The 22,692-nt window shown below is 58.8% G+C and carries 21 protein-coding genes; 8 read left to right on the plus strand and 13 right to left on the minus strand.

Annotated features, from left to right (window positions below):
* Positions 1-2: 2 nt before the first annotated feature.
* From KGP25_RS09550 to selO, 5 genes are all read left to right on the plus strand, one after another.
* Positions 3-554, plus strand: a complete 552-nt coding sequence (locus KGP25_RS09550) for a glutathione peroxidase (RefSeq protein WP_048027541.1) — start codon at positions 3-5, stop codon at positions 552-554.
* Positions 554-1,309: a vitamin B12 ABC transporter ATP-binding protein BtuD gene (gene btuD, locus KGP25_RS09555; RefSeq protein WP_045910266.1), complete on the plus strand. Its 756-nt coding sequence runs from the start codon at positions 554-556 to the stop codon at positions 1,307-1,309. The genes KGP25_RS09550 and btuD overlap by 1 nt, the downstream gene beginning before the upstream one ends.
* A 74-nt stretch (positions 1,310-1,383) precedes the next feature.
* The gene (locus KGP25_RS09560; RefSeq protein ID WP_008500650.1) at positions 1,384-1,848 is read left to right on the plus strand and encodes an NlpC/P60 family protein; all 465 of its coding nucleotides are present in this window, start codon (positions 1,384-1,386) and stop codon (positions 1,846-1,848) included.
* A 295-nt stretch (positions 1,849-2,143) separates the two neighbouring features.
* Positions 2,144-2,860 carry an EAL domain-containing protein gene (locus KGP25_RS09565; RefSeq protein ID WP_048027544.1) on the plus strand — a complete coding sequence of 239 codons (717 nt, stop codon included), beginning with the start codon at positions 2,144-2,146 and terminating at the stop codon, positions 2,858-2,860.
* Positions 2,861-2,921: 61 nt separating this feature from the next.
* Positions 2,922-4,364 carry a protein adenylyltransferase SelO gene (gene selO, locus KGP25_RS09570; protein WP_223540313.1) on the plus strand — a complete coding sequence of 481 codons (1,443 nt, stop codon included), beginning with the start codon at positions 2,922-2,924 and terminating at the stop codon, positions 4,362-4,364.
* Positions 4,365-4,406: 42 nt separating this feature from the next.
* Here the strand turns inward: selO and KGP25_RS09575 are convergent, their stop codons facing one another.
* The 5 genes from KGP25_RS09575 to KGP25_RS09595 are packed head-to-tail and all read right to left on the minus strand — an operon-like array spanning position 4,407 to position 9,181.
* A complete protein-coding gene (locus KGP25_RS09575; protein WP_223540314.1) occupies positions 4,407-5,177 on the minus strand; it encodes a 3-hydroxybutyrate dehydrogenase in 771 nt (256 codons plus the stop codon).
* Positions 5,178-5,187: 10 nt separating this feature from the next.
* The gene (locus tag KGP25_RS09580) at positions 5,188-6,582 is read right to left on the minus strand and encodes a GntP family permease (protein ID WP_175430161.1); all 1,395 of its coding nucleotides are present in this window, start codon (positions 6,580-6,582) and stop codon (positions 5,188-5,190) included.
* A 41-nt stretch (positions 6,583-6,623) separates the two neighbouring features.
* A complete protein-coding gene (locus KGP25_RS09585) occupies positions 6,624-7,805 on the minus strand; it encodes an acetyl-CoA C-acetyltransferase (protein ID WP_223540315.1) in 1,182 nt (393 codons plus the stop codon).
* 9 nt (positions 7,806-7,814) lie between these two features.
* Positions 7,815-8,471, minus strand: a complete 657-nt coding sequence (locus KGP25_RS09590; RefSeq protein WP_045910272.1) for a CoA transferase subunit B — start codon at positions 8,469-8,471, stop codon at positions 7,815-7,817.
* Between the two features lie 2 nt (positions 8,472-8,473).
* Positions 8,474-9,181 carry a CoA transferase subunit A gene (locus KGP25_RS09595; RefSeq protein WP_223540316.1) on the minus strand — a complete coding sequence of 236 codons (708 nt, stop codon included), beginning with the start codon at positions 9,179-9,181 and terminating at the stop codon, positions 8,474-8,476.
* Between the two features lie 140 nt (positions 9,182-9,321).
* Here KGP25_RS09595 and KGP25_RS09600 point away from each other — a divergent pair, with 140 nt between their 5' ends.
* Positions 9,322-10,215 (plus strand): LysR family transcriptional regulator, encoded by an 894-nt coding sequence (locus tag KGP25_RS09600; protein WP_032645461.1) that lies wholly within the window; start codon positions 9,322-9,324, stop codon positions 10,213-10,215.
* Here the strand turns inward: KGP25_RS09600 and KGP25_RS09605 are convergent.
* The 8 genes from KGP25_RS09605 to ppsR form a co-directional block, all read right to left on the minus strand.
* Positions 10,212-10,991, minus strand: a complete 780-nt coding sequence (locus tag KGP25_RS09605) for a heme ABC transporter ATP-binding protein (protein WP_223540317.1) — start codon at positions 10,989-10,991, stop codon at positions 10,212-10,214. The genes KGP25_RS09600 and KGP25_RS09605 overlap by 4 nt on opposite strands.
* A complete protein-coding gene (locus KGP25_RS09610; protein ID WP_223540318.1) occupies positions 10,984-11,976 on the minus strand; it encodes an iron ABC transporter permease in 993 nt (330 codons plus the stop codon). Before KGP25_RS09610 ends, KGP25_RS09605 begins: the two co-directional genes overlap by 8 nt.
* The gene (locus KGP25_RS09615) at positions 11,976-12,797 is read right to left on the minus strand and encodes a hemin ABC transporter substrate-binding protein (protein WP_223540319.1); all 822 of its coding nucleotides are present in this window, start codon (positions 12,795-12,797) and stop codon (positions 11,976-11,978) included. The genes KGP25_RS09610 and KGP25_RS09615 overlap by 1 nt, the downstream gene beginning before the upstream one ends.
* The gene (locus tag KGP25_RS09620; protein WP_223540320.1) at positions 12,794-13,822 is read right to left on the minus strand and encodes a ChuX/HutX family heme-like substrate-binding protein; all 1,029 of its coding nucleotides are present in this window, start codon (positions 13,820-13,822) and stop codon (positions 12,794-12,796) included. Before KGP25_RS09620 ends, KGP25_RS09615 begins: the two co-directional genes overlap by 4 nt.
* A gap of 47 nt (positions 13,823-13,869) precedes the next feature.
* Positions 13,870-15,852, minus strand: coding sequence for a TonB-dependent hemoglobin/transferrin/lactoferrin family receptor (locus tag KGP25_RS09625; RefSeq protein WP_196364716.1), 1,983 nt, complete (start codon positions 15,850-15,852; stop codon positions 13,870-13,872).
* Positions 15,853-15,929: 77 nt separating this feature from the next.
* Entirely contained in the window at positions 15,930-16,112 is a 183-nt protein-coding gene (hemP, locus tag KGP25_RS09630) for a hemin uptake protein HemP (RefSeq protein WP_045910279.1), read from the minus strand.
* A 196-nt stretch (positions 16,113-16,308) separates the two neighbouring features.
* Entirely contained in the window at positions 16,309-17,355 is a 1,047-nt protein-coding gene (gene aroH, locus KGP25_RS09635) for a 3-deoxy-7-phosphoheptulonate synthase AroH (protein ID WP_223540321.1), read from the minus strand.
* A gap of 152 nt (positions 17,356-17,507) precedes the next feature.
* The gene (gene ppsR, locus KGP25_RS09640; protein ID WP_008500644.1) at positions 17,508-18,341 is read right to left on the minus strand and encodes a posphoenolpyruvate synthetase regulatory kinase/phosphorylase PpsR; all 834 of its coding nucleotides are present in this window, start codon (positions 18,339-18,341) and stop codon (positions 17,508-17,510) included.
* A gap of 335 nt (positions 18,342-18,676) precedes the next feature.
* On the opposite strand from ppsR, the gene ppsA reads away from it, so the two are divergent.
* Together ppsA and KGP25_RS09650 are read left to right on the plus strand one after the other, a co-directional pair.
* Complete coding sequence (gene ppsA, locus KGP25_RS09645; RefSeq protein WP_008500643.1) at positions 18,677-21,055, plus strand: phosphoenolpyruvate synthase; 2,379 nt, start codon at positions 18,677-18,679, stop codon at positions 21,053-21,055.
* Positions 21,056-21,288: 233 nt separating this feature from the next.
* Positions 21,289-22,689: an MFS transporter gene (locus KGP25_RS09650; RefSeq protein ID WP_223540322.1), complete on the plus strand. Its 1,401-nt coding sequence runs from the start codon at positions 21,289-21,291 to the stop codon at positions 22,687-22,689.
* Positions 22,690-22,692 lie beyond the last annotated feature (3 nt).

A 22,692-nucleotide genomic window follows, 5' to 3' on the forward strand; every position in this document is an offset into this window, starting at 1 on the left:
CTATGCAGTCAGATATCCTGAATACTGAAGTGACCACCATTGATGGCGATAAAACCACGCTGGAAGGCTACAAAGGCAACGTGTTGCTGATCGTCAACGTGGCATCCAAATGCGGCCTGACGCCGCAGTACGAGCAACTGGAAAACATTCAGAAAGCCTGGGAAAAAGACGGTTTCACCGTGCTGGGCTTCCCCTGCAACCAGTTCCTGGGCCAGGAGCCGGGCAGCGAAGAGGAGATTAAAACCTTCTGCAGCACCACTTACGGGGTGACGTTCCCGCTGTTCAGCAAAATCGATGTCAACGGTGAAGGCCGCCATCCGCTGTATGCGAAGCTGATCGCTGCCGCACCGAAAGCCGTTGCGCCGGAAGGCAGCGGTTTTTATGAACGCATGGCCAGCAAAGGCCGCGCGCCGCTTTACCCGGACGATATACTCTGGAACTTCGAAAAATTCCTGATTGGTCGCGACGGCCAGGTCGTTCAGCGTTTTTCACCGGATATGACCCCTGAAGATCCGATCGTCATGGAATCTATCAAGCTGGCGCTGGCGAAATAATGTCGCTGCTGATGCAGCTCACGGACGTTGCCGAGAAGGGACGTCTGGAGCCGATAACCGGCACCGTCAATGCGGGAGAAATCCTGCATCTTGTCGGGCCAAACGGCGCCGGAAAGAGCACGCTGCTGGCAAGGATGGCGGGCATGACTGCCGGAGAAGGGCAGATAACGTTGCTGGAGCATACGCTGGCCGACTGGTCGCCGGTCTCACTGGCGCATCGGCGCAGCTATCTCGTGCAGCAGCAGGTGCCGCCCTTTGCGATGCCGGTCTGGCAGTATCTGATGCTGCATTTGCACGACAAACACCGTACGGCGCTGCTGGCGGACGTGGCCGCGGCGCTGGGGCTGGAAGATAAACTCTCCCGGCATGTCAGCCAGCTATCCGGCGGCGAATGGCAGCGGGTACGTCTGGCGGCTGTCATCGTCCAGATCCACCCGGCCGGTAACCCGCATGGGAGGATGCTGCTTCTCGATGAACCGATGAGCGGTCTGGATGTGGCGCAGCAGGCGGCCCTGGATACGCTGCTAAGCGCGCTGAGCCGAAAAGGCATCGCCGTGGTGATGAGCAGTCATGACCTCAACCACACTTTGCGACATGCCCATCGGGTGTGGCTGCTGGCGAAGGGGAAGATGATAGCCAGCGGTACGCGGGATCAGGTTCTGACGCCGCCCAATCTTGCCCGCGCGTACAACATGTCGTTCCGCAGGCTGGATATCGAGGGCCATAAGATGCTGATTTCGACCGGGCAGGAGTAAGCGTTTCTTGCCTGTGAGTGCAGTTGCACGCTAAATTACGAAAAGAACAAAAAAAGCAGAGGATTCGTCTGAAAATGCGATTCTGGTTTCTCCTGATGGCCGCACTTTTTCTTGCGGGATGCAGTAGCCATCGTGCACCGCCGCCTAACCCACGGCTTTCAGATTCGATCACCGTCATCGCCAGCCTCAACGATCAGCTGAGCAACTGGCGCGGCACGCCTTATCGCTACGGCGGTATGAGCCGTGGCGGTGTGGACTGCTCCGGCTTCGTTCTGATGACCTTCCGCGACAAGTTTGATTTACAGCTGCCGCGCGAAACGCGCAAACAGGCAGAAATCGGCACGGAAATTGATAAAGACGATCTTCTGCCCGGGGACCTGGTTTTCTTCAAAACCGGATCGGGGGAAAGCGGTCTTCATGTGGGCATTTATGACACTGACAACCAGTTCATTCACGCGTCAACCAGCCGCGGCGTGATGCGCTCTTCCCTGGATAATGTCTACTGGCGTAAAAATTTCTGGCAGGCACGACGTATATAGTCTTCGTCGTATACCTCTCTTATGACGGCATGGAAACGAATAAAACATGCCGTTTTTTTCTCAAATAAGATGATTAAAGTTAAATTTATCTAAAATTAACGAATCCCGCATGTGTCTGTTTTATCTAAAACTGGCTATTATTCTGCAACCAGGATAAGATTATTTTAGATTCAGGGATAAATCTGAAAATTAATACGGAACTAATGAAATTAATCTTATTAAAATCAAGACAGTGGAATTGTGTCGGCAATTGCTCCAGGATGTCCTCTCTCATCTTTAATGCGGGGCGAGTGCAATGATAATTACGCTAGATAATGCTTACCAGTCTGAACTGCTGCTTCTGCCTGCCCGTAATAGCGCAGGGGAGCTTAAAGGTTTAGAAATTCTGGTTAACTTTACTGGCGTCGGCAGCGATGTGCGGATCCCCACTGAGCTTGTTATCCCACGACTTTCAGCGGCTGAAGAGTTAACGCTGTTTAACGAAAAACTGCAATTGCTTGATACCTGTAAACTGTTTTTTATTCAGCATCAGTTAATTGCATGGATCAATATTACACCTGCAATAGTTGAATTTTTATTAAGTAATGGAAACGCTGTTTCAATTCTTGAGCGTTATCCGTTTCTTGAGTTTACTGTTAATGAGAATTATCCAGGTTTAAATAACGGAAAGGACGATCTTCAGCTGGCGAGAATGGCGATCCATTTTCCGTTGGTGCTGGCAAACTTTGGCGCAGGCGCGGCATCGCTCAAGGCGGTCTACGATGGATTATTTAAACGGGTCATTCTCGATAAAGGCTTCATTCAGCAGCGTGCGGCGGAACTCTCTTTTGAGCCCTTTATGCGCGCCATCCTCTGGCAAATCACGCCACACTGCCAGTCTGTGATTGTCTCAGGCATTGATGACCACGGCCTCTTACAGCGCGTGCTGTCCTTTAATTTTGGCGCCATGCAGGGGACACTCTGGCCTGCCGTCTCGGCGGAACACGTCACTACGCTGGTTCAGCAGCGATAACCCTTGCTTTCGCCCGTGTTTAAGTCCGGGTAAACCCTCTACACTAAAAGCAGGAGGACTTATGACCCTGTCTTTTACTGCTCGCTGGCATGACGAGTTGCCGGGATTTTATACCGCACTCAAACCCACACCATTACAAAATTCACGTCTTATCTGGCATAACGATCGGCTGGCAGAAGAGTTGGCCATTCCGCCTGAGCTGTTTCAGCGTTCAGAGAGCGCTGGCGTCTGGGGAGGCGAAACGCTTCTCGCCGGTATGCAACCTCTGGCTCAGGTCTACAGCGGACATCAGTTTGGCGTCTGGGCAGGACAGCTGGGCGACGGCAGGGGGATCCTGCTCGGTGAACAACAGCTTCCCAACGGGGAGACGGTTGACTGGCACCTGAAAGGCGCGGGCCTGACGCCGTATTCGCGGATGGGCGACGGGCGTGCGGTTCTGCGTTCAACGATCCGCGAGTGCCTGGGCTCCGAAGCGATGCATGCCCTGGGTATCCCCACCACCCGAGCGTTGTCGATCGTGACCAGCGACACGCCGGTTGTGCGCGAAACCGTGGAAAAGGGCGCCATGCTGATGCGTATCGCGCAAAGCCATCTGCGCTTCGGCCATTTTGAGCACTTTTACTATCGTCGCGAGCCGGAAAAGGTGCGCCAGCTGGCAGACTTTGCCATTCGTCACCACTGGGCGCACTGGCAGGATGAGGCGGATAAATACGTTCTCTGGTTCCGGGACGTGGTGTCCCGTACCGCCACCCTGATTGCCCGCTGGCAAACGGTAGGCTTTGCCCATGGCGTCATGAATACCGACAACATGTCGCTTCTCGGGTTGACCTTTGACTACGGCCCGTTTGGTTTCCTGGATGATTATCAGCCAGGGTATATCTGCAACCACTCCGACTATCAGGGGCGCTACAGTTTTGACAATCAGCCCGCGGTGGGCCTGTGGAACCTGCAGCGGCTTGCGCAAACCCTGTCGCCGTTTATCGACGTTGATGCCCTGAATGATGCGCTCGAAAGCTATCAGGAGATCTTACTGCGGGAATATGGCACGCTGATGCGCAATAAGCTGGGGCTGGTGACGCAGGAGAAGGGCGATAACGACATCCTCAATGGCCTGTTTGCCCTGATGGCGCGCGAGGGCAGCGATTACACGCGCACCTTCCGGATGCTGGGGCAGACGGAGCAGTACAGCGCCGCCTCGCCGCTGCGCGATGAGTTTATTGACAGACAGGCGTTTGACGACTGGTTTGCATCCTACCGCGCGCGGCTGCAGCAGGAGCAGGTGGATGACGCGACCCGTCAGACGCAGATGAACGCCACGAACCCGGCGATGGTGTTGCGCAACTGGCTGGCGCAGCGGGCGATTGAGCAGGCAGAGCAGGGCGAGTACGACGAATTACACCGTCTGCACGTGGCGTTGCGCACGCCGTTTGCCGACCGGGATGATGATTACGTCAGCCGCCCGCCTGACTGGGGCAAGCGGCTGGAGGTCAGCTGCTCAAGCTAGTCTTTTGGCCGGGGGGCGGATTCGCTTTACCCGGCCTGAACATCACTGCGCGACCCAGCCGCCGTCCATATTCCACGCGGCGCCGCGAACGTTAACGGCGCTGTCGCTGCACAAAAACAGCGCCAGTTCACCCAGCTGCTCCGGAGTAACAAACTCGCCCGAAGGCTGTTTTTCCGCCAGAAGCCGTTCGCGCGCGTGCTCCGGCGGTACGCCGTCAGCGATCCGTTTGTCGATTTGCTGCTGCACCAGCGGGGTCAGCACCCAGCCGGGACAGATCGTATTGGCGGTAATGCCGGTGCGCGCGGTTTCCAGCGCCAGCGATTTCGTAAAGCCCACCACGCCGTGCTTGGCTGCCACGTAGGCCGACTTCTCTTTTGACGCGACCAGCCCGTGAACGGAGGCGATATTAATGATGCGCCCCCAGTTTTTCTCGCGCATGGCAGGGAGCGCCAGCCGGCTGGTGTGAAACACCGACGAGAGGTTAATGGCGATAATGTCGTTCCATTTCTCCACCGGAAACGCGTCAACCGGCGCCACGTGCTGTATGCCAGCGTTGTTGACGAGAATGTCCACGCCGCCAAACTGCGATTCGGCGTAGCGCATCAGGGCCTCTATTTGCAGGACGTCACGCAGGTCCGCATCGTGATAGCCCGGCTTTTTGCCCAGTTGCGCAATCTCAACAATTGCTGATTCGCTGTCGCCGAAACCGTTGAGGATCAGCTGCGCCCCGGCCTTCGCCAGCACGCGGGCGATCCCAAGGCCAATGCCGCTGGTCGAGCCGGTGACCAGGGCGGTTTTACCGTTCAGATTCATCTTTCTCTCCTTACACAATGCCGGTCAGATAGAACACGGCAATGACAAAAAGCACTGCCAGACTTTTAATAATCGTGATAGCAAAAATGCCGCCGTAGGCCTGGCGATGGCTCAGGCCAGTGATAGCCAGCAGGGTAATCACCGCCCCGTTATGGGGTAGGGTATCCATTCCCCCGCTCGCCATTGACGCCACGCGGTGCAGCACCTCAAGGGGGATATTGGCGGCGTGCGCGGCGGCGACAAACGTGTCGGACATGGCGGCGAGCGCAATACTCATCCCGCCGGACGCCGAGCCGGTGATCCCCGCGAGAACGGTCACGCTGATGGCTTCATTCAGCAGCGGATTCGGAATGGCCGCCAGCGCGTGGGATAACACCAGAAAACCGGGCAGGGCGGCGATAACCGCGCCGAAACCGTACTCCGAGGCGGTATTCATCGCCGCCAGAATGGCACCGCTCACCGCCGTCCGGCTGCCTTCTGCCAGGCGTCCCCGGATGTTGCGGAAGCCAAAAATCAGCACCAGCACGATACCGGCGATCAACGCCGCCTCCACGGCCCAGATGGCGGTGATCTTGCTCACCTCGGTCACGATCGGTTTCGCCAGACCGGGCAGGGTCAGCTCGTGGCTCGTGCCGTACCAGCCGGGGATCCATCGGGTAAACAGCAGGTTCAGTATGCCCACCATCAGCAGCGGGGCGATGGCAATCAGCGGATGCGGAAGGTTAATGTTGTCCGGCGTCTCCGGTTCATTTTTCAGATCCGTGCCGTAACCTTCGTTGTTGCTGAGCGCCTTACGCCGCTGGCGTTCCAGCCAGAGCAGGCCAAAGACGATAATGAACAGAGAGCCGATAAGCCCCAGCCACGGTGCGGCCCAGGCGTTGGTACCAAAGAAGCTGGTGGGAATGATGTTCTGGATCTGCGGTGTGCCGGGCAGGGCATCCATGGTAAACGAGAATGCCCCCAGCGCCACCGTGGCCGGGATCAGTCGTTTAGGAATACCGCTCTGGCGGAACAGTTCCGCGGCGAACGGGTAAACTGCAAACGCCACCACGAACAGCGACACGCCGCCGTAGGTTAACAGCGCGCACACCAGGACAATCACCGGAATGGCGTGGCGACGGCCGAGGATCTGAATCGCGGCGGCGACGATGGAACGCGAGAAGCCGGAAAGCTCAATCAGTTTGCCAAACACCGCCCCCAGCAGGAACACCGGGAAGTAGAGCTTGACGAAGCCCACCATTTTTTCCATGAACAGACCGGTAAACGTCGGGCCAACGGCGCCCGGATCGGTCAGCAGTACCGCACCGAGCGCCGCAATCGGCGCAAACAAAATCACGCTATATCCGCGATAGGCCGCCAGCATCAGCAGCGCCAGCGCCGCCAGGGCAATTAATACACTCATCACGACTCCTCACTGTCATTATTATTCGGGTACCAACGAGATGTTTAACGCTCGACGGTGAGGGCAATGCCTTGCCCGCCGCCTACGCACAGGGTGACGAGCCCCTTTTTGACGTCACGGCGCTGCATTTCGTACAGCAGCGTCACGAGGATGCGGCAGCCGGAGGCGCCAATCGGATGACCGAGGGCGATCGCGCCGCCGTTAACGTTCACCCTGCGTTCATCCCAGCCGAGTTGCTGGCCGACCGCCAGCGCCTGGGCGGCAAAGGCTTCATTGGCTTCAATGAGGTCCACGTCATCGAGCGTCCAGCCCGCCCGCGCGAGTGCGGTCTGACAGGCGCTGACCGGCCCGATGCCCATCACCGACGGGTCAACGCCCGTCACGGCATAGCTCACGATGCGCCCCAGAATCGGCAAACCGCTCTCCCGCGCCTTTTCGCCGCTCATCAGCAGCACCGCCGCGGCGCCGTCGTTGAGCGTGGAGGCATTTCCCGCCGTGACCGTGCCTTCCTCCTGCAAAAAGGCGGGGCGCAGCTGCGCAAGCTGCTCGGCGGTGGTGCCTGGCCGGGGCTGCTCGTCACGGCTGACAATAAGTGGCGGCTTTTTACCCTGCCTCACCGTCACCGGGGCTATCTCGGCATCAAACCGGCCCGCTTCGGCGGCGGAGGCCGCTTTTTGCTGCGACCGGGCGGCGAAGGCGTCCTGCTGCTCGCGGGAAATGCCGTACTGCCGGGCGACGTTTTCAGCGGTGATCCCCATGTGGTAATCGTTGAACGCGTCCCACAGACCGTCCGTGATCATGCTGTCCTGCAGGCCCGTATGGCCAAAACGCAGCCCTGAACGCGCGCCATCCAGCAGATAGGGGGCGTTACTCATGCTCTCTTGTCCGCCGGCAATCACTACCTCAGCGTCGCCGCAGCGGATCGCCTGCGCGGCGAGCTGCACCGCTTTTAATCCCGCGCCGCACACCAGGTTGACCGTTGTCGCTGGCGTGCTGACGGGTAACCCGGCGGCGATGGCCGTCTGACGCGCAGGGTTTTGTCCGCATCCCGCCGTCAGCACCTGGCCGAAAATCACCTCATCTATCGTCTCAGCAGGAAGACCGCTGTTTTCAAGCAGACGATGAACCGCGACGGCCCCCAGCTCAGCCGCAGAGAGGGGCGCGAGCGATCCGCGAAAACTGCCAATGGGGGTCCGCGTTGCCCCGACAATCATGACCTCTTTCATCCTGAGTCCTCAGCTAAAGCGCATCTCGCGAACGTCGTCCGCCACAATCATTTTTCCGGCCGTCTTGGCCGCTATTTCGTCGATACTGACGCCGGGGGCGTATTCCCGCAGGATGAACGCGCCGTCCGCGATCTCGAGCAGCGCGAGGTCGGTTAAGACCCGGCGGATGCAGCCCGCGCCCGTAAGCGGCAGCGTGCAGCGCGACAGCAGCTTTGACTCACCGCTTTTTGACGCGTGGGTCATCACCACGATAATGTTCTGCGCCCCGGCGACGAGATCCATCGCGCCGCCCATCCCCTTGACCATCTTTCCGGGGATCATCCACGAGGCGATATTGCCTTCGACGTCCACCTCAAACGCGCCCAGCACCGTCAGGTCAACATGGCCGCCGCGGATCATGGCAAACGACTGGGCCGAGTCGAAAATGGCCGCGCCCGTCCGTGCGGTCACGGTCTGTTTACCGGCGTTGATCATGTCGGCGTCGAGGCTCTGCTCGTCAGGGAACGCGCCCATCCCCAGCAGTCCGTTTTCCGACTGAAGCATCACGTCCATTCCTTCCGGAATGTAGTTCGCCACCAGGGTAGGAATGCCGATCCCCAGGTTGACGTAATATCCGTCGCGCAGCTCGCGGGCGACGCGCATGGCCATCTGTTCACGGGTTAACATCGTCACACTCCTTCCGCGCGCAGCGTGCGCTGTTCAATGCGTTTTTCAAACTGGCCAACAATCAGCCTGTCGACGTAAATGCCAGGGGTATGAATGGCCGACGGGGGAAGCTCACCCGGCGCAACAATCTCTTCCACCTCGACGACCGTTATCCGGCCCGCCGTTGCCATCAGCGGATTAAAGTTTTGCGCGGTATGCCGGTAGACGACGTTGCCGTACCAGTCCGCTTTCCAGCCCTTGATCAGCGCGAAATCCCCCGTAATGGCTTCTTCGAGGATGTAATGCTTACCGGCAAACTGGCGCACGTCTTTGCCTGCAGCCACGGGCGTGCCGTAGCCGGTGGCCGTATAAAATGCCGGAATACCCGCACCGCCCGCGCGCACCTTTTCCGCCAGCGTGCCCTGAGGCGTGAGTTCAATCTCCAGTTCACCGCTCAGTACCTGCTGCTCGAACAGCGCGTTTTCGCCGACGTAAGAAGCCACTACCTTACGAACCTGCCGCGTCTCAAGCAGGAGCCCGAGACCGAAGCTGTCCACGCCGCAGTTGTTTGATACCACCGTCAGATCTTTCACCTGACGGCGTCTGACCTCTGCAATCAGGTTCTCCGGAATACCGCACAGGCCGAAGCCGCCCGCCAGCAAAGTCATCCCGTCCGTCAGCCCATCCAGCGCCTGCGCATAGCTGTCGACGCGCTTATCCAGTCCCGCCATCGTCATTCCTCCTCTTAACCGTGGCGGTATCATTAGGGGCGGCAACTCATTTGTTAATTTTGAATTTGTGACCCACTCATTTGGTTTTTTTATTAATTTTCTGTTAACTAAATTCTTTCAATTAGTTAACGGGATGAAAAATGAGAATGAGTGTCAAACAGTTACGCGCGTTTTTAGCGGTAGCTCACACTCTGAATTTCGCCCACGCCAGCGAACGGCTGAATCTCTCCCAGCCAGCTCTGAGCCTGACGATTAAAGCCCTGGAGGACGCGCTCGGCGGACCGCTGCTGCAGCGGAGCACGCGCAAGGTCGCGCTGACGCAGGAGGGCGAGACGTTTTTGCCGATGGCGCGGCAGCTGCTTGCCGACTGGGATAATGTCGAAGAGGCGATGCACCAGTGCTTTACCCTGCAGCGCGGTAAAATCTCGGTCGCGGCGATGCCGTCGTTTGCCGCGAATGTCCTGCCCGAGGTGCTGAAAGCATTTCGCGATCGCCATGCCGGGATCAACGTCACCGTGCATGACGTGATTAACGAGCAGGTGATTGAGATGGTGCGGGAAGGGCGGGTCGAGATGGGCATCGCCTTTGAGCCCGCGCCCACGCATAACCTGCTGTTTACCCCGCTGGGTCTCGACCGCTTTGTTGCTATTGTGCCGAAAGATTCCCCGCTGGCGGGCAAAAAACGCCTGACATGGGAAGCGCTGCTGACGCTGGATTTCATCACCCTGCAGCGCCCGTCGGCGGTGCGTCTGATGATGGAAGAGGAGCTGGCGCGAAGCGGCAGAAAGCTGGACGTCGCGCTTGAAAGTCATCAGCTGGTGACGGTCGGGCGGATGGTCGCAAGCGGGCTGGGCGGCAGCGCCGTACCGGCGCTCTGCAAGACGCAGATGGCGTCGCTGGGCGCGGTCTGTATTCCGCTGGACAGCCCGCCCATTGAAAAGTGTATTGGGGTGATCCATCCCGGGCACACGCAGCTTTCAAAAGCGGCGCATGCCCTGCTGGAAACGCTGAAGGATTTTTACCAGCCCGATTAAGGGGCAAGAAACACCTGCGGCGCGGCGTGAGCCGGGTGCCTGCCGACGTGAACCTGTGCGCCGTACCAGTGCGCCAGCGCATCGGCCTGCAAAACGGTTTCCGGCGCTCCCTGGGACACGATCCTGCCGCTGTGCAGGAGAAGGAGGCGATCCGCCCACAGCGCTGCCAGGTTGAGGTCGTGCAGCACCGCGCAAACGTGCAGATGTCCCCGGCTGGTCAGGGATTTCAACAGGCGCAGCAGATGCTGCTGGTGATAGAGATCCAGCGCAGACGTGGGTTCATCAAGAAACAGCCAGCCGCGCGGCGTACCGTCGCACCAGAGCTGAGCCAGCGCGCGGGCGAGCTGAACGCGCTGCTGCTCGCCGCCGGAGAGCGCGGCAAACTGCCTGCCCGCCAGCGGTAAACAGCCGGTGATGGCCATGACCGCCTCGATCACCGACGCTTCTGGCGTGCGGGTCCAGGGCGCTCGGCCCATACCGACGACCGCCTCAACCGGCCAGTCAAATCCGAGCTGCGTGTTCTGGCGCATCACCGCCCGGTAGCGGGAGAGCTTGTCCGGCTGCCAGGCCGCAAGGGGTGTGCCCGCCAGGCTGCACCGTCCGCCCGCAGGTTTAAGGTAGCCGGTAAGCAGCCGCAACAGCGTCGATTTCCCGGCGCCGTTGGGGCCAATCAGCGCGACCAGCTCGCCCTGAGATAAGGTCAGCGACACGTCGTGAATCAGCATGCGTTGCCCGGCGCGAAAAACAAGGTTTTCTGCACAATAGCGTTCAGCCATGCGCACCTCCGCGACGAAAGATAAGCCACAGGAACCACGGCGCGCCGAGAAGGCTGGTCAATAAGCCGACCGGCATTTCCGCCGGGGCGACCAGGCTGCGTGTCAGCGTATCGGCCACCAGCAGGAGCAGCGCACCGGCCAGCACCGAGCCGGGGAGCGCGGCCCGGTGGTCGGCTCCCAGCCACATGCGCACCAGGTGCGGCACCACCAGGCCGACAAAACCGATCACGCCGCTGACCGCAACGGCGGCAGCCACCAGCAGGGCACTGCACAACAGCAGGATGCGCTGCACGGCGGCAACCTCCACGCCGAGATAGTGCGCCTCTTCATCGCCCAACTGCAGCAGGTTGAGGGGCCCTGCCAGACGCCAGATCGTCAGCAGGGTGGGGATCATCAGCGACGCGACGGCCAGCAGCGTCGACCACTGCGCCTGGCCGAGGCTGCCCATTCCCCAGAGGGAAAGCTGGCGAAGCTGGGCATCATTGCTGAGCCATGACAGCACGCCAACGGCGGCACCGCACAGGGCGTTGATGGCAATGCCCACCAGCAGCAGGCGCGACAGGGAAGCGTCACGCTGTCGGCTGAGCAGGAAAATCACGACGGTGGCGGCCAGCGCGCCGAGAAACGCCGCCAGCATCGGGGCATACAGCATCACCAGCCCTGGCAGCGAGAGCGGAAGCACCACCCACAGGGCGACGGCAAGCGCCGCGCCGCTGCTGATGCCGAGTAGTCCCGGATCCGCCAGCGGGTTGCGAAACAGCCCCTGCATCACGCAGCCCGCCAGTGCCAGCGAACCGCCGATCGCCAGCGCCAGCAGCACGCGAGGCAGGCGGATCGTCAGCCAGATTTGACGCAGGGCCTCGTCGGTGCCGTTCCACAGCAGGCTGACCGGCAGGCGCAGCGCGCCAATACCGCTGGCCGTCAGCGTCGTGACGACCAGCAGCGCGGCCAGCATCCATAATGACAGGGCGGCTCGCCGGGACATCAGGGCAGTTGCTCCGCTTTGGCACGCAACTCCCGGATGGCTTCCGGCGTTCGCACGCTGAAGCCCAGAAGCGCCATGTCATCAATCGCCAGCACCTGCCTGTTGCGTCCTGCCGGGGTTTGCGCCAGGCCGGGCAGCGTCCACAGATTCGCTTCCCCACCCAGGGCGTTGATGCCGTCCTGCGAAATCACCACCAGATCGGGTCGGCTGGCAATCGTGCCTTCCTGAGACAGCGGCTGATAGCGGGTGAACCCTTGCATCGCGTTCTGCAGCCCCGCCGCACGAATGGCCGCGTCCGCGCCGGTCTGTTGTCCGGCAGCCATGGCGGTCATTCCGCCGTGGTTGAGAATAAACAGCACCCGCTTATTGAGCGGCGACGCGGGAAGCGTCGACAGCGCCTGACGCAGCGTCTTGCGCAAGGCTCGCCCCTCGGCCTCGCGGTGCGTCGCTTCAGCGACGATCCGTACCTTTTCGTCAATGACGCTCAGATCGTTAGCGGCTGGAACCGTGATCACCCTGACGTGGCTTTGCTCAACCTGCTTGAGCGCCAGAGACGGCTGCGCCTGGGCGCTGGCCAGCACCAGCGTAGGGCGCATGGATAAGATCCCTTCCGCGTTAAGCTGGCGCAGATAGCCCACGTCCGGCAGCGCGGTTGCCGCCTGCGGCCACTGGCTGGTGCTGTCGCGGGCCACCAGGGAAGAAGCCGCGCCGAGGGCGTAGACAATCTCGGTGACGTCGCCGCCGAGCGTGATGATTTTCTCCTGCGGCGCAGCAAACGCCAGCAGGGGCAGGGCGCTGAACAGGGCAAGCCACCGTTTCATGCGGCCAGCCCTTTCGCCGTTAAGGCGTCAATCTGGCTGCGCCACTGGCTCTGCTCCGGCTCCCCTTCGGTGCGCTGGCCGTACAGCTGGGCGATTTGCGTCCCATCGGCGGCAAACAGCTCCAGGCTGGTGACATGCCCGTCCGCGGTCGGTTTGCGCGTGACCCACGTCTCGGCAATCGCGTCTTCAAGCAGGTGCAGGGTAAAGGTTGGGTTGAAGATGTTCAGCCAGCCTTTCATCGGCGCCAGCTTTTCCACCACGCCGGTGAAAATCTGCACGCAGCCGCGGTTGCCGACGAAGACCATGATTTCATTGCCGTCCCGACGCGCCGTCTCCAGCAGCTGCGCCAGCGCGCTGTTCTCTACCCGACAGGCCAGATCGTCCCCCACCAGGCGAAACGCCTGCTGGCGGCTGAGGTTATGACGTTTCAGCAGGCTGAAGAACTGGTGCACGTCGGTCATGGCGCGCCACTCTTTGTCCACGAGGGCGGCTTGCGGACTTTCCGCGTGAGCAGGCGCGTCGGGCGCCTTTAACGCCAGCGCTGGATTATCGGCAAAGATAAAACGGGTCAGCACGTCGCCCCAGGCGGAACGGTCGGTGTTGTACGTGGCGTAGACCTTCAGCAGGGCATCGCCCTGATGGTCGAAGAACTGAATGCTTTGCCGCTCGCCGCGGGTGGTGGCTTCGCTGATGTGAAACGCGCTTGCCCACTGATTGAGGAACAGGCGCAGATCCAGCGCGCGCGGGTTCAGTACCAGCCCGGCATGGCCGTTCAGGTGCTGGTTGGTGAAGTTCCCGACCTGCTCGTGAACGGCGTAGTCGTTGCGGCAGATACATTTGGTTTCGCCCACCGCCTCCAGCGCGCCCAGGATCTCGCGGACTTCACCGTGCAGTCGCCAGGCGTCGTGGCCCACGCGGGCAAAGGTCAGCTCCGCTTCACTGATGTTCATTAGCCCTGCAAGGTCGCGCGCGTACTTACCCGGATTTTCTTCTTTTAGCTCAAGCCAGCGTGTGTAGTGATTCATTGTCTCTTCCTTTCAAAGCAATGCCCCGGTCAGCCGGGGCGAAGGGATTACCATTGATAACTGACGAAAATCTTCCCGTTACGGCCGTCCTGCGGAATGCCCTGAGGTGACCAGTACGCTTTGTCGAAGGCGTTGCCGAGTACCAGTGTCGTGGTCACGCCTTTGAGCCGTTCCTGGCCCTTATAGCTGACATAGAAGTCATTGACCGCATAGCCCGGCTGCTCGCTGTAGCTGCTGCTGATATGCGTTGAGCGATCGACAAAGGTCCCAATCCAGCCGACGGAAAAACCGCTCTGCGCCACCGGAATGTCCAGCTTGCTGGTAACGGTATCCGGGTTGATGCTGGAGATGTACTCGCCCGTATCGGTATCTTTCCCGCGCGTGCGGTTGTAGGCCAGGTCGAGGTTGAAGAGGTCGGCAGAGTATTTTGCCATCATGTCCCAGCCCCAGATTTTGGCGTTCGGGACGTTATACGACATGGTGGTTGCCGCCGCGAAATTGACGGTGGTGGAGATATAATCTTTGGCTTTGGTATCGAAATAGCTGGCTTTAAACTCCAGTGCATCGTTGGCAAGCAGCAGATCGTCAAAGCGCAGACCGAAACCAAACTCCTGCGTTTCGTTGGTTTCCGGGCGCAGGTTCGGGTTCGGCACCCAGTAGTTGGTATAGAAGCGGCCAATAGAGAAGTGTTTGGCGTCGTTGTACATCTCACCCATGGTGGGGGCGCGGAACGCCTGCGCGTAAGAGCCAAACAGCATCAGCCAGTCGGTCGGGCTGACGGTTAACCCGGCTCGGGATGACCACTTGTCGGCATCGACATCGTCGTAGCCATTGCTGCTGCCGCGGTAGTTGTCATACCGCGTGCCGCCCAGCAGGGTGACCGGCAGATCGCGCAGGGTAATTTCGTCCTGCAGCCAGCCTGAGCTGAAGTCGATTTTCGCCTCCGGGAAGCCGGTGGTTGCCCCGCCCGGATGTTGCTCCTGACGATAATATTCCCCGCCGTAGGTCAGGAGGTGTGATGCTAAGGTGTCGCTGAACAGGCGGGTGCGGTTTTCCACCTTGCCGCCTTTGGTGGTCTGCTTGCGGAACTCACCGCTGTTGTCGATATTCTGGGCATTAATGCGCGCTTCGGACCAGTAGACCTTCGCGTCGGCGTTCAGCCAGTCGTTACCTTCCGGGGCGATGTGATAGCCCACCTGCGCGTCACGCTGAATGGTGGAGCGATCGGTCATCGGGTTGCTGCTGTCCGCCCCGGGGGTTTGCGGGTTTTTCGGTTCCTGAGCGTCGTTATTGTAGTAGCGCAGGGAGCCGCTCAGGGTCTGGGCCGGGTCGATTTTCCAGCTGCCTTTCGCCAGCATGTTATTGATGGATTCGTCGTTAGGGGCGGTTGCTCCGTCGCTCTGGCGAATATCACCGCGATCCCGGCTGGACCAGGCCACCAGACCGTCCAGGGTGTCGGTGCGGCCGTAGGCGCTGGCCCCCATGCCGAGACTGTGATCGCCCGTCGCGCCCGTCCCAAACACGCGGTAGCCGCTGTTTTTACCCGGCTCCAGCAGATCTTTCGCATCGGCGGTATCATAGGAAATCACGCCGCCCAGCGCGCCGCTGCCGTAAAGCAGGGCCGACGGGCCGCGAACCACTTCGATACGTTTAATCAGCGCCGGATCGAGGAACGTGCTGTTCAGGTGACCGGTGTCGGTACCCTGGCGAACGCCGTCAACCAGCACCAGCACGCCGCGACGGTCATAGCCGCGCAGGTTCACGTCCTGCCCGTTGGTGCGCCCGGTGCCGTCCAGCGTCAGTCCGGGGACGCTACGCAGCAGGTCGGCCGCCGAGCTGGCGGTTTGCTTCTCCGGCGCGCTGGCGTCAATCACGCTCACCATCATGGGGGCTTCAAAGGCGCTGCGGGCGTTGCCCGTGGCGGTGACGGTAATGTCATCTGTGGCAGCAAACGCCGCGGTCGGCAGGGCGCTGACAATTGCCAGCGTCAGAAGTGACGGGCGTAAAGACGCGGAAGGCAGGTGTGGCATAGCAACTCTCCATTAGAATTGAAAAGCGCTGGCTGCCTGGGGTTTACCTGGGTGGCTGGCGTAGTTTTTTGTGTTGTTTATTTTGTGAGGATCAGTTTTCCGGCATGGGTCTGGCGCAGCAGATAGCGCTGGCCGTCATGCTCGATAATGACCCGGCCCTCATCACCGAGCAGGGTTTTGCTGTCAATCCGACGCTCGATAGGGGCTGGTGCTGTGTCTGTTTTTGCTGGCGTTGCCGCGCTGTTATCCGTACGTGACATAATGTTTATAAATAACAATCAATGTAACAATGATAATCATTATCAATAAACTGCAAATTCACGGCAAGCGTTTTTGTGAAAAAAGGGCGAGAGGATCAATATTGTGCAATGAAAAGCCCGGTGGCGGCTTCGCCTTACCGGGCCTACAACGGCAAGAATCGTAGGCCGGGTAAGCGCAGCGCCACCCGGCAGGATGTTAAAAGCGTGTGTCCACGGCTGCTGCGAGTTTCTCCAGCAGCAGCTCGCTATCTTCCCAGCTCAGGCACGGGTCGGTGATCGACTGGCCGTACACCATCTGCTGGCCAGCAACGATTTTCTGCGTGCCTTCTTTGATAAAGCTCTCCGCCATAATCCCTGCTACGGCGGTTGAACCGCTGCGGATCTGCTGGCAGATCTCATCGCAAACGTCCAGCTGGCGGCGATGCTGCTTCTGGCAGTTGCCGTGGCTGAAGTCCACCACCAGATGTTCCGGCAGGTCGAACTCGGCCAGGGTTTCACAGGCCGCCGCAATATCTTGTGCATGGTAATTAGGTTTTTTGCCGCCGCGCATAATGATATGCCCGTACGGGTTACCGCTGGTCTGGTAGATGGTCATATGACCGCTCTTGTCCGGCGACAGGAACATGTGGCTGGCACGGGCAGCGCGGATGGCATCAACCGCAATACGGGTATTGCCATCGGTCCCGTTTTTAAAGCCGACCGGACAGGAGAGGGCGGAGGCCATCTCGCGGTGGATTTGGCTTTCGGTGGTGCGTGCGCCAATCGCGCCCCAGCTGATCAGATCGGCGATAAACTGCCCGGTCACCATATCAAGAAACTCGGTGGCGGTCGGCACGCCCAGCTCGTTGACCTGCAAAAGCAGCTTACGTGCCAGCTCAATGCCGTGGTTCACGCGATAGCTGCCGTTCAGGTCAGGGTCGGAAATCAGCCCTTTCCAGCCCACCACGGTCCGCGGTTTTTCAAAGTAGGTTCGCATCACAATCTCAAGGCGGTGCTGATACTTATCCCGCAGGCCCTGAAGCCGTTTTGCATAATCCATCGCGGCATCCAGATCGTGGATGGAGCAGGGACCAATCACCACCAGAAGACGCTTGTCTTCACCATTAAGTATTTTTTCAATGCGGCGGCGGGAGGCCGTCACGTGTTCCGCAACGGTAGCGGAAACAGGATGCCGCTGGGCCAGTTCAGCCGGCGTGACCAGGCTGTCAATGCGCGCAGTGCGGAGTTCATCGGTTTTATTCATGGAATGTCTCAGAAAATTTTTGCTTCATCGGCAGACTACCGGGAAGTGATGGGCATCACCTTAAACCAATCCCTGCTGATTTCAAGTTCGGGGCGACACCGCCCCGTGGTTGCCGATGATGATACCTGAATCCGAGCCAATGTACTAGCATATTAGTACATGCGGCGGTTAAGTCCCATGATGTCGAGAATTTTGGTGGCAATTTCTTCCACAGAGTAGTTGGTGCTGTTCAGCCACGGGATCTGATTTTTGCGGTACAGGGCTTCCACTTCGGAGACCTCCATCCGGCACTGGCGCATGGAGGCGTAACGGCTGTTCTCGCGGCGCTCTTCGCGGATGGCGGCAAGGCGTTCCGGATTTATGGTCAGCCCGAACAGCTTGTGCTGCAGCGGCTTAAGGGCGGCGGGCAGCACCAGGTTATCCATGTCGTCAGCAATAAACGGGTAGTTGGCGGCGCGAATGCCGAACTGCATCGCCAGGTAGAGGCTGGTCGGCGTTTTGCCGCAGCGCGACACGCCAAGCAGGATCACCTGCGCCTGGTCGAGATTACGCAGAGAGATACCGTCGTCGTGCGCGAGGGTATAGTCAATGGCGGCGATACGGGCATCGTACTTGGTCAGGTTGCCGGGGTTCAGCCCGTGGGTACGGTGGGCGATAGGCGTCGGGTCGAGCTTTAGCTCGCTTTGCAGCGGAGCCACCAGCGCCTGCACGATATCCTGGCAGAAGCCTTCGCTCTGCAGAATGATGGCGCGAATCTCGGGGATCACGATGGAGTAGAACACCAGCGGGCGAACGCCGGTCTGCTGGTAAATGGCGTCGATCTGGTCCTTCACCGCTTTGGCGCGGCTCTCATTTTCGACAAACGGCAGCGTAATGCTGTTGATCGATACGGGAAACTGCGACATCACCGCGTGGCCCAGCACTTCGGCGGTGATCGCCGTACCATCAGAAATATAAAAAACGTGACGATCGACAGCACTATCCATTTTACCCACCCTGAATATCAGACGTAATTGTCTGAAAGCATAAATTAAAAAAGTAATTTACACAGCAAAGAACTTATCCTAATTATGAATGAAACGCTGTTTTTGATTTTCCTGAAAAGTGGATTTCATTTTTCAAATAGCGACTTTATTTTTGGGGTTTCTGGCTGAATATAGAGGAATCATCGGGTTAATCGTTGATGGGAAAGTATCCGAAAAGTTGAAATTTTAAATTGCTTACACGATTCACCGTTTTTTTAGCGGAAATAAATATGCCAGTATAAATACGTAGTCAGGTGTTACTTACTCCGATCAAATATCACAAAAGGATTGTTTCGATGTCCAACAATGGCTCGTCACCGCTGGTGCTTTGGTATAACCAACTCGGCATGAATGATGTAGACAGAGTTGGGGGCAAAAATGCCTCCCTGGGTGAAATGATTACAAACCTGTCGGGTATGGGTGTCTCCGTACCGAACGGGTTTGCCACCACCGCCGATGCCTTTAACCTGTTTTTAGACCAGAGCGGTGTTAACCAGCGCATTTACGACCTGCTGGATAAAACGGATATTGATGACGTCACCGAGCTTGCCAAAGCCGGGGCGCAGATCCGCCAGTGGATCATCGACACACCTTTCCAGCCGGAACTGGAAAAAGCCATTCACGACGCATACAACCAGCTCTCTGCTGACGATGCGCAGGCCTCCTTTGCCGTGCGTTCCTCTGCGACCGCGGAAGACATGCCGGACGCCTCGTTTGCCGGGCAGCAGGAAACCTTCCTGAACGTCCAGGGTTACGATGCGGTGCTGGTGGCCGTGAAGCACGTGTTTGCTTCCCTGTTTAACGACCGTGCCATCTCCTATCGCGTGCACCAGGGCTACGACCATCGCGGCGTGGCGCTTTCCGCTGGCGTGCAGCGCATGGTGCGCTCGGACGTAGGCTCATCCGGCGTGATGTTCTCCATTGATACCGAATCCGGCTTCGACCAGGTGGTGTTTATCACCTCCGCGTGGGGTCTGGGTGAGATGGTTGTGCAGGGTGCGGTAAACCCTGACGAATTCTACGTTCACAAGCCTACGCTGGCCGCTGGCCGTCCGGCGGTGGTGCGCCGCACCATGGGCTCGAAAAAAATCCGCATGATCTATGCCCCGACCCAGGAGCATGGCAAGCAGGTTAAAATTGAAGACGTACCGCAGGAACAGCGCGACCGCTTCTCCCTGACCGACGCCGAAGTGCAGGAGCTGGCGAAGCAGGCGGTGCAGATTGAAAAACACTACGGCCGCCCGATGGATATCGAATGGGCGAAAGACGGGAACACCGGCAAGCTGTTTATCGTGCAGGCGCGCCCGGAAACCGTCCGCTCTCGCGGCCAGGTGATGGAGCGTTATACGCTGCACGCCCAGGGCAAAATCGTGGCGGAAGGCCGTGCTATCGGTCACCGCATCGGTGCTGGCCCGGTGAAAGTGATCCACGACATCAGCGAGATGAACCGTATTGAGCCCGGCGACGTGCTGGTGACCGACATGACCGACCCGGACTGGGAACCGATCATGAAGAAAGCGGCGGCTATCGTCACCAACCGCGGCGGCCGTACCTGTCACGCGGCGATCATTGCACGCGAACTGGGTATTCCTGCGGTTGTCGGCTGCGGTGATGCTACCGAGCGCATGAAGGACGGACAGAACGTGACCGTCTCCTGTGCCGAAGGCGATACCGGCTACGTGTATGCCGATATCCTCGACTTCAGCGTGAAGAGCTCCAGCGTGGATACCATGCCGGACCTGCCGCTGAAGATCATGATGAACGTCGGTAACCCGGACCGCGCGTTCGACTTCGCCTGCCTGCCAAACGAAGGCGTAGGCCTGGCGCGCCTGGAATTTATCATCAACCGTATGATCGGCGTTCACCCGCGTGCGCTGCTGGAGTTTGACGACCAGGAGCCGAAGCTGCAGAACGAAATCCGCGAGATGATGAAAGGCTACGACTCGCCGAAAGAGTTCTACGTCGGCCGTCTGACCGAAGGGATCGCGACGCTGGGTGCCGCTTTCTATCCGAAACGCGTGATTGTGCGTCTGTCTGACTTTAAGTCTAACGAATACGCCAACCTGGTCGGCGGCGAACGCTACGAGCCGGAAGAAGAGAACCCGATGCTGGGCTTCCGCGGGGCCGGACGCTACGTGTCCGACAGCTTCCGCGACTGCTTCGCGCTGGAGTGTGAGGCGGTGAAGCGCGTGCGCAACGACATGGGACTGACCAACGTGGAGATCATGATCCCGTTCGTACGTACCGTGGATCAGGCGAAAGCGGTTGTGGACGAGCTGGCGCGTCAGGGGCTGAAGCGCGGCGAGAACGGGCTGAAGATCATCATGATGTGTGAAATTCCGTCCAACGCCCTGCTGGCCGAGCAGTTCCTCGAGCACTTCGACGGTTTCTCTATCGGTTCGAACGACATGACGCAGCTGACGCTGGGTCTGGACCGCGACTCCGGCGTGGTCTCCGAGCTGTTCGATGAACGTAACGAGGCGGTGAAGGCGTTGCTCTCCCTGTCCATCCGCGCGGCGAAGAAGCAGGGTAAATACGTCGGGATTTGTGGTCAGGGTCCATCCGACCATGAAGACTTCGCTGCCTGGCTGATGGAAGAGGGGATTGATAGCCTGTCCCTGAACCCGGATACGGTGGTGCAAACCTGGCTGAGCCTGGCGGAACTGAACAAGTAACCGCTTAAAAACGGATAAAGGCGAGGAGATATCTCCTCGCCTTTTTTATTTTCCCTCTTATTTGCTCCCCATCACAAATAAAGTAAAAAACCAAATATCATAATTTGTCTGTCAATTTAGACAATTGTTAGCGCGCAACGTGTTGCTAATACTTGAGCCTTACTGCGCATTTCCCTTTCAGTGATGCGCAACTGGTTGAAATACGTTTTAACCTGATAAAAAGGCAAATAACAATGACACTCTCCTCTGTATTGCGTACCAAAGATAAAATAGGTTATGGCTTAGGTGATATGGCCAGCGCGCTGGTCTGGCAAACGGCAACCTTATTTCTCGCTTATTTCTATACGGACGTTTTTGGGCTACCCGCCGCAATCATGGGCACCATGTTTTTAGTGGTGCGCGTGGTTGATGCGTTTGTCGACCCGTGCATTGGCGCCCTGGTGGATCGCACCCAGACGCGTCACGGTCGTTTCCGTCCCTGGCTGCTGTGGTTCGCCATTCCGTTTGGCGTAAGCTGCCTCATCACTTTCTATGTACCGGACGTGGGGCCGACGGCGAAAATCGTTTATGCCTGTGTGACCTACGCGATCTTAAGCCTGATTTACTCCGCCATTAACGTACCTTACTGCGCCATGCCCGGCGCGCTGACGCTGGATCCGCGCGAGCGTCACTCCCTGCAGTCGTGGCGCTTTGGCCTGTCGTTTATCGGCGGGTTGATTGTGACGGTGATTGCCCTGCCGCTGGTCTCACTGTTAGGCCAGGGCAACGTGCAGAAAGGCTATTTCTATGCCATGAGCCTGATGGGGCTGCTGGGCATTGTGCTCTTTTTCTGCTGTTTCCTCATGACCCGCGAGCGCTATTCGCCGCGCAATGATACCTCCGGCTCGATGCTCACCGATTTAAAACTGCTGGCCGGAAACAGCCAGTGGCGCATTGTTTTCCTGTTTAATATTTTGCTGTTAACGGCGGTGGTAACGCGCGGTTCCGCCACGATGTATTACGTGAACTACGTGCTGTTGCGCCCGGAGCTGGTTTTTGCCTTTATTGTTTCCGGAATGGTTGCCTCCTTAAGCGGCGCATTATTATCTGAACGGCTGCTGGGGAAATTTGACCGCGTGCGCGCCTACCAGTGGACCATTATTTCCTTCGTTATTTTCGGCGCGCTGATTTTCTTCCTGCCGCCTTCGCAGGTGTGGCTGATTTTTGGCCTCAACATCGTCTTTAGCTTTGTGCAAAACCTGACCACGCCGCTGCAGTGGACCATGTTCTCCGATGTGGTCGACTACGAAGAGCATCGCAGCGGCCGCCGCCTGGACGGGCTGGTCTTTTCCACCGCACTGTTTGCCATCAAATTCGGCCTGGCGCTGGGTGGCGCGGTGGTCGGCTGGGTGCTGGGCATGGTGGATTACGCCCCGGGGCAGGCAACTCAGGCACCCCACGTACTCTCTACGATTAACGCGCTGTTCACCCTTATCCCTTGCGCGCTGTTCCTTTGCATGGTCGCGCTGCTTGCTATCTACAAGCTCAACAGTCGGCTGGTGGATTCCATCGCCCGGGAGTTGACCAGCAAGCGTGAGGTGAGACCCGACGCGGGGCAGCTCAGCCCAACAATCCCTTCCGCACTACAGGAGTAAAAC

This window comes from Enterobacter sp. JBIWA003 (genome assembly GCF_019968825.1).
GTDB classification, from domain to species: domain Bacteria; phylum Pseudomonadota; class Gammaproteobacteria; order Enterobacterales; family Enterobacteriaceae; genus Enterobacter; species Enterobacter quasiroggenkampii.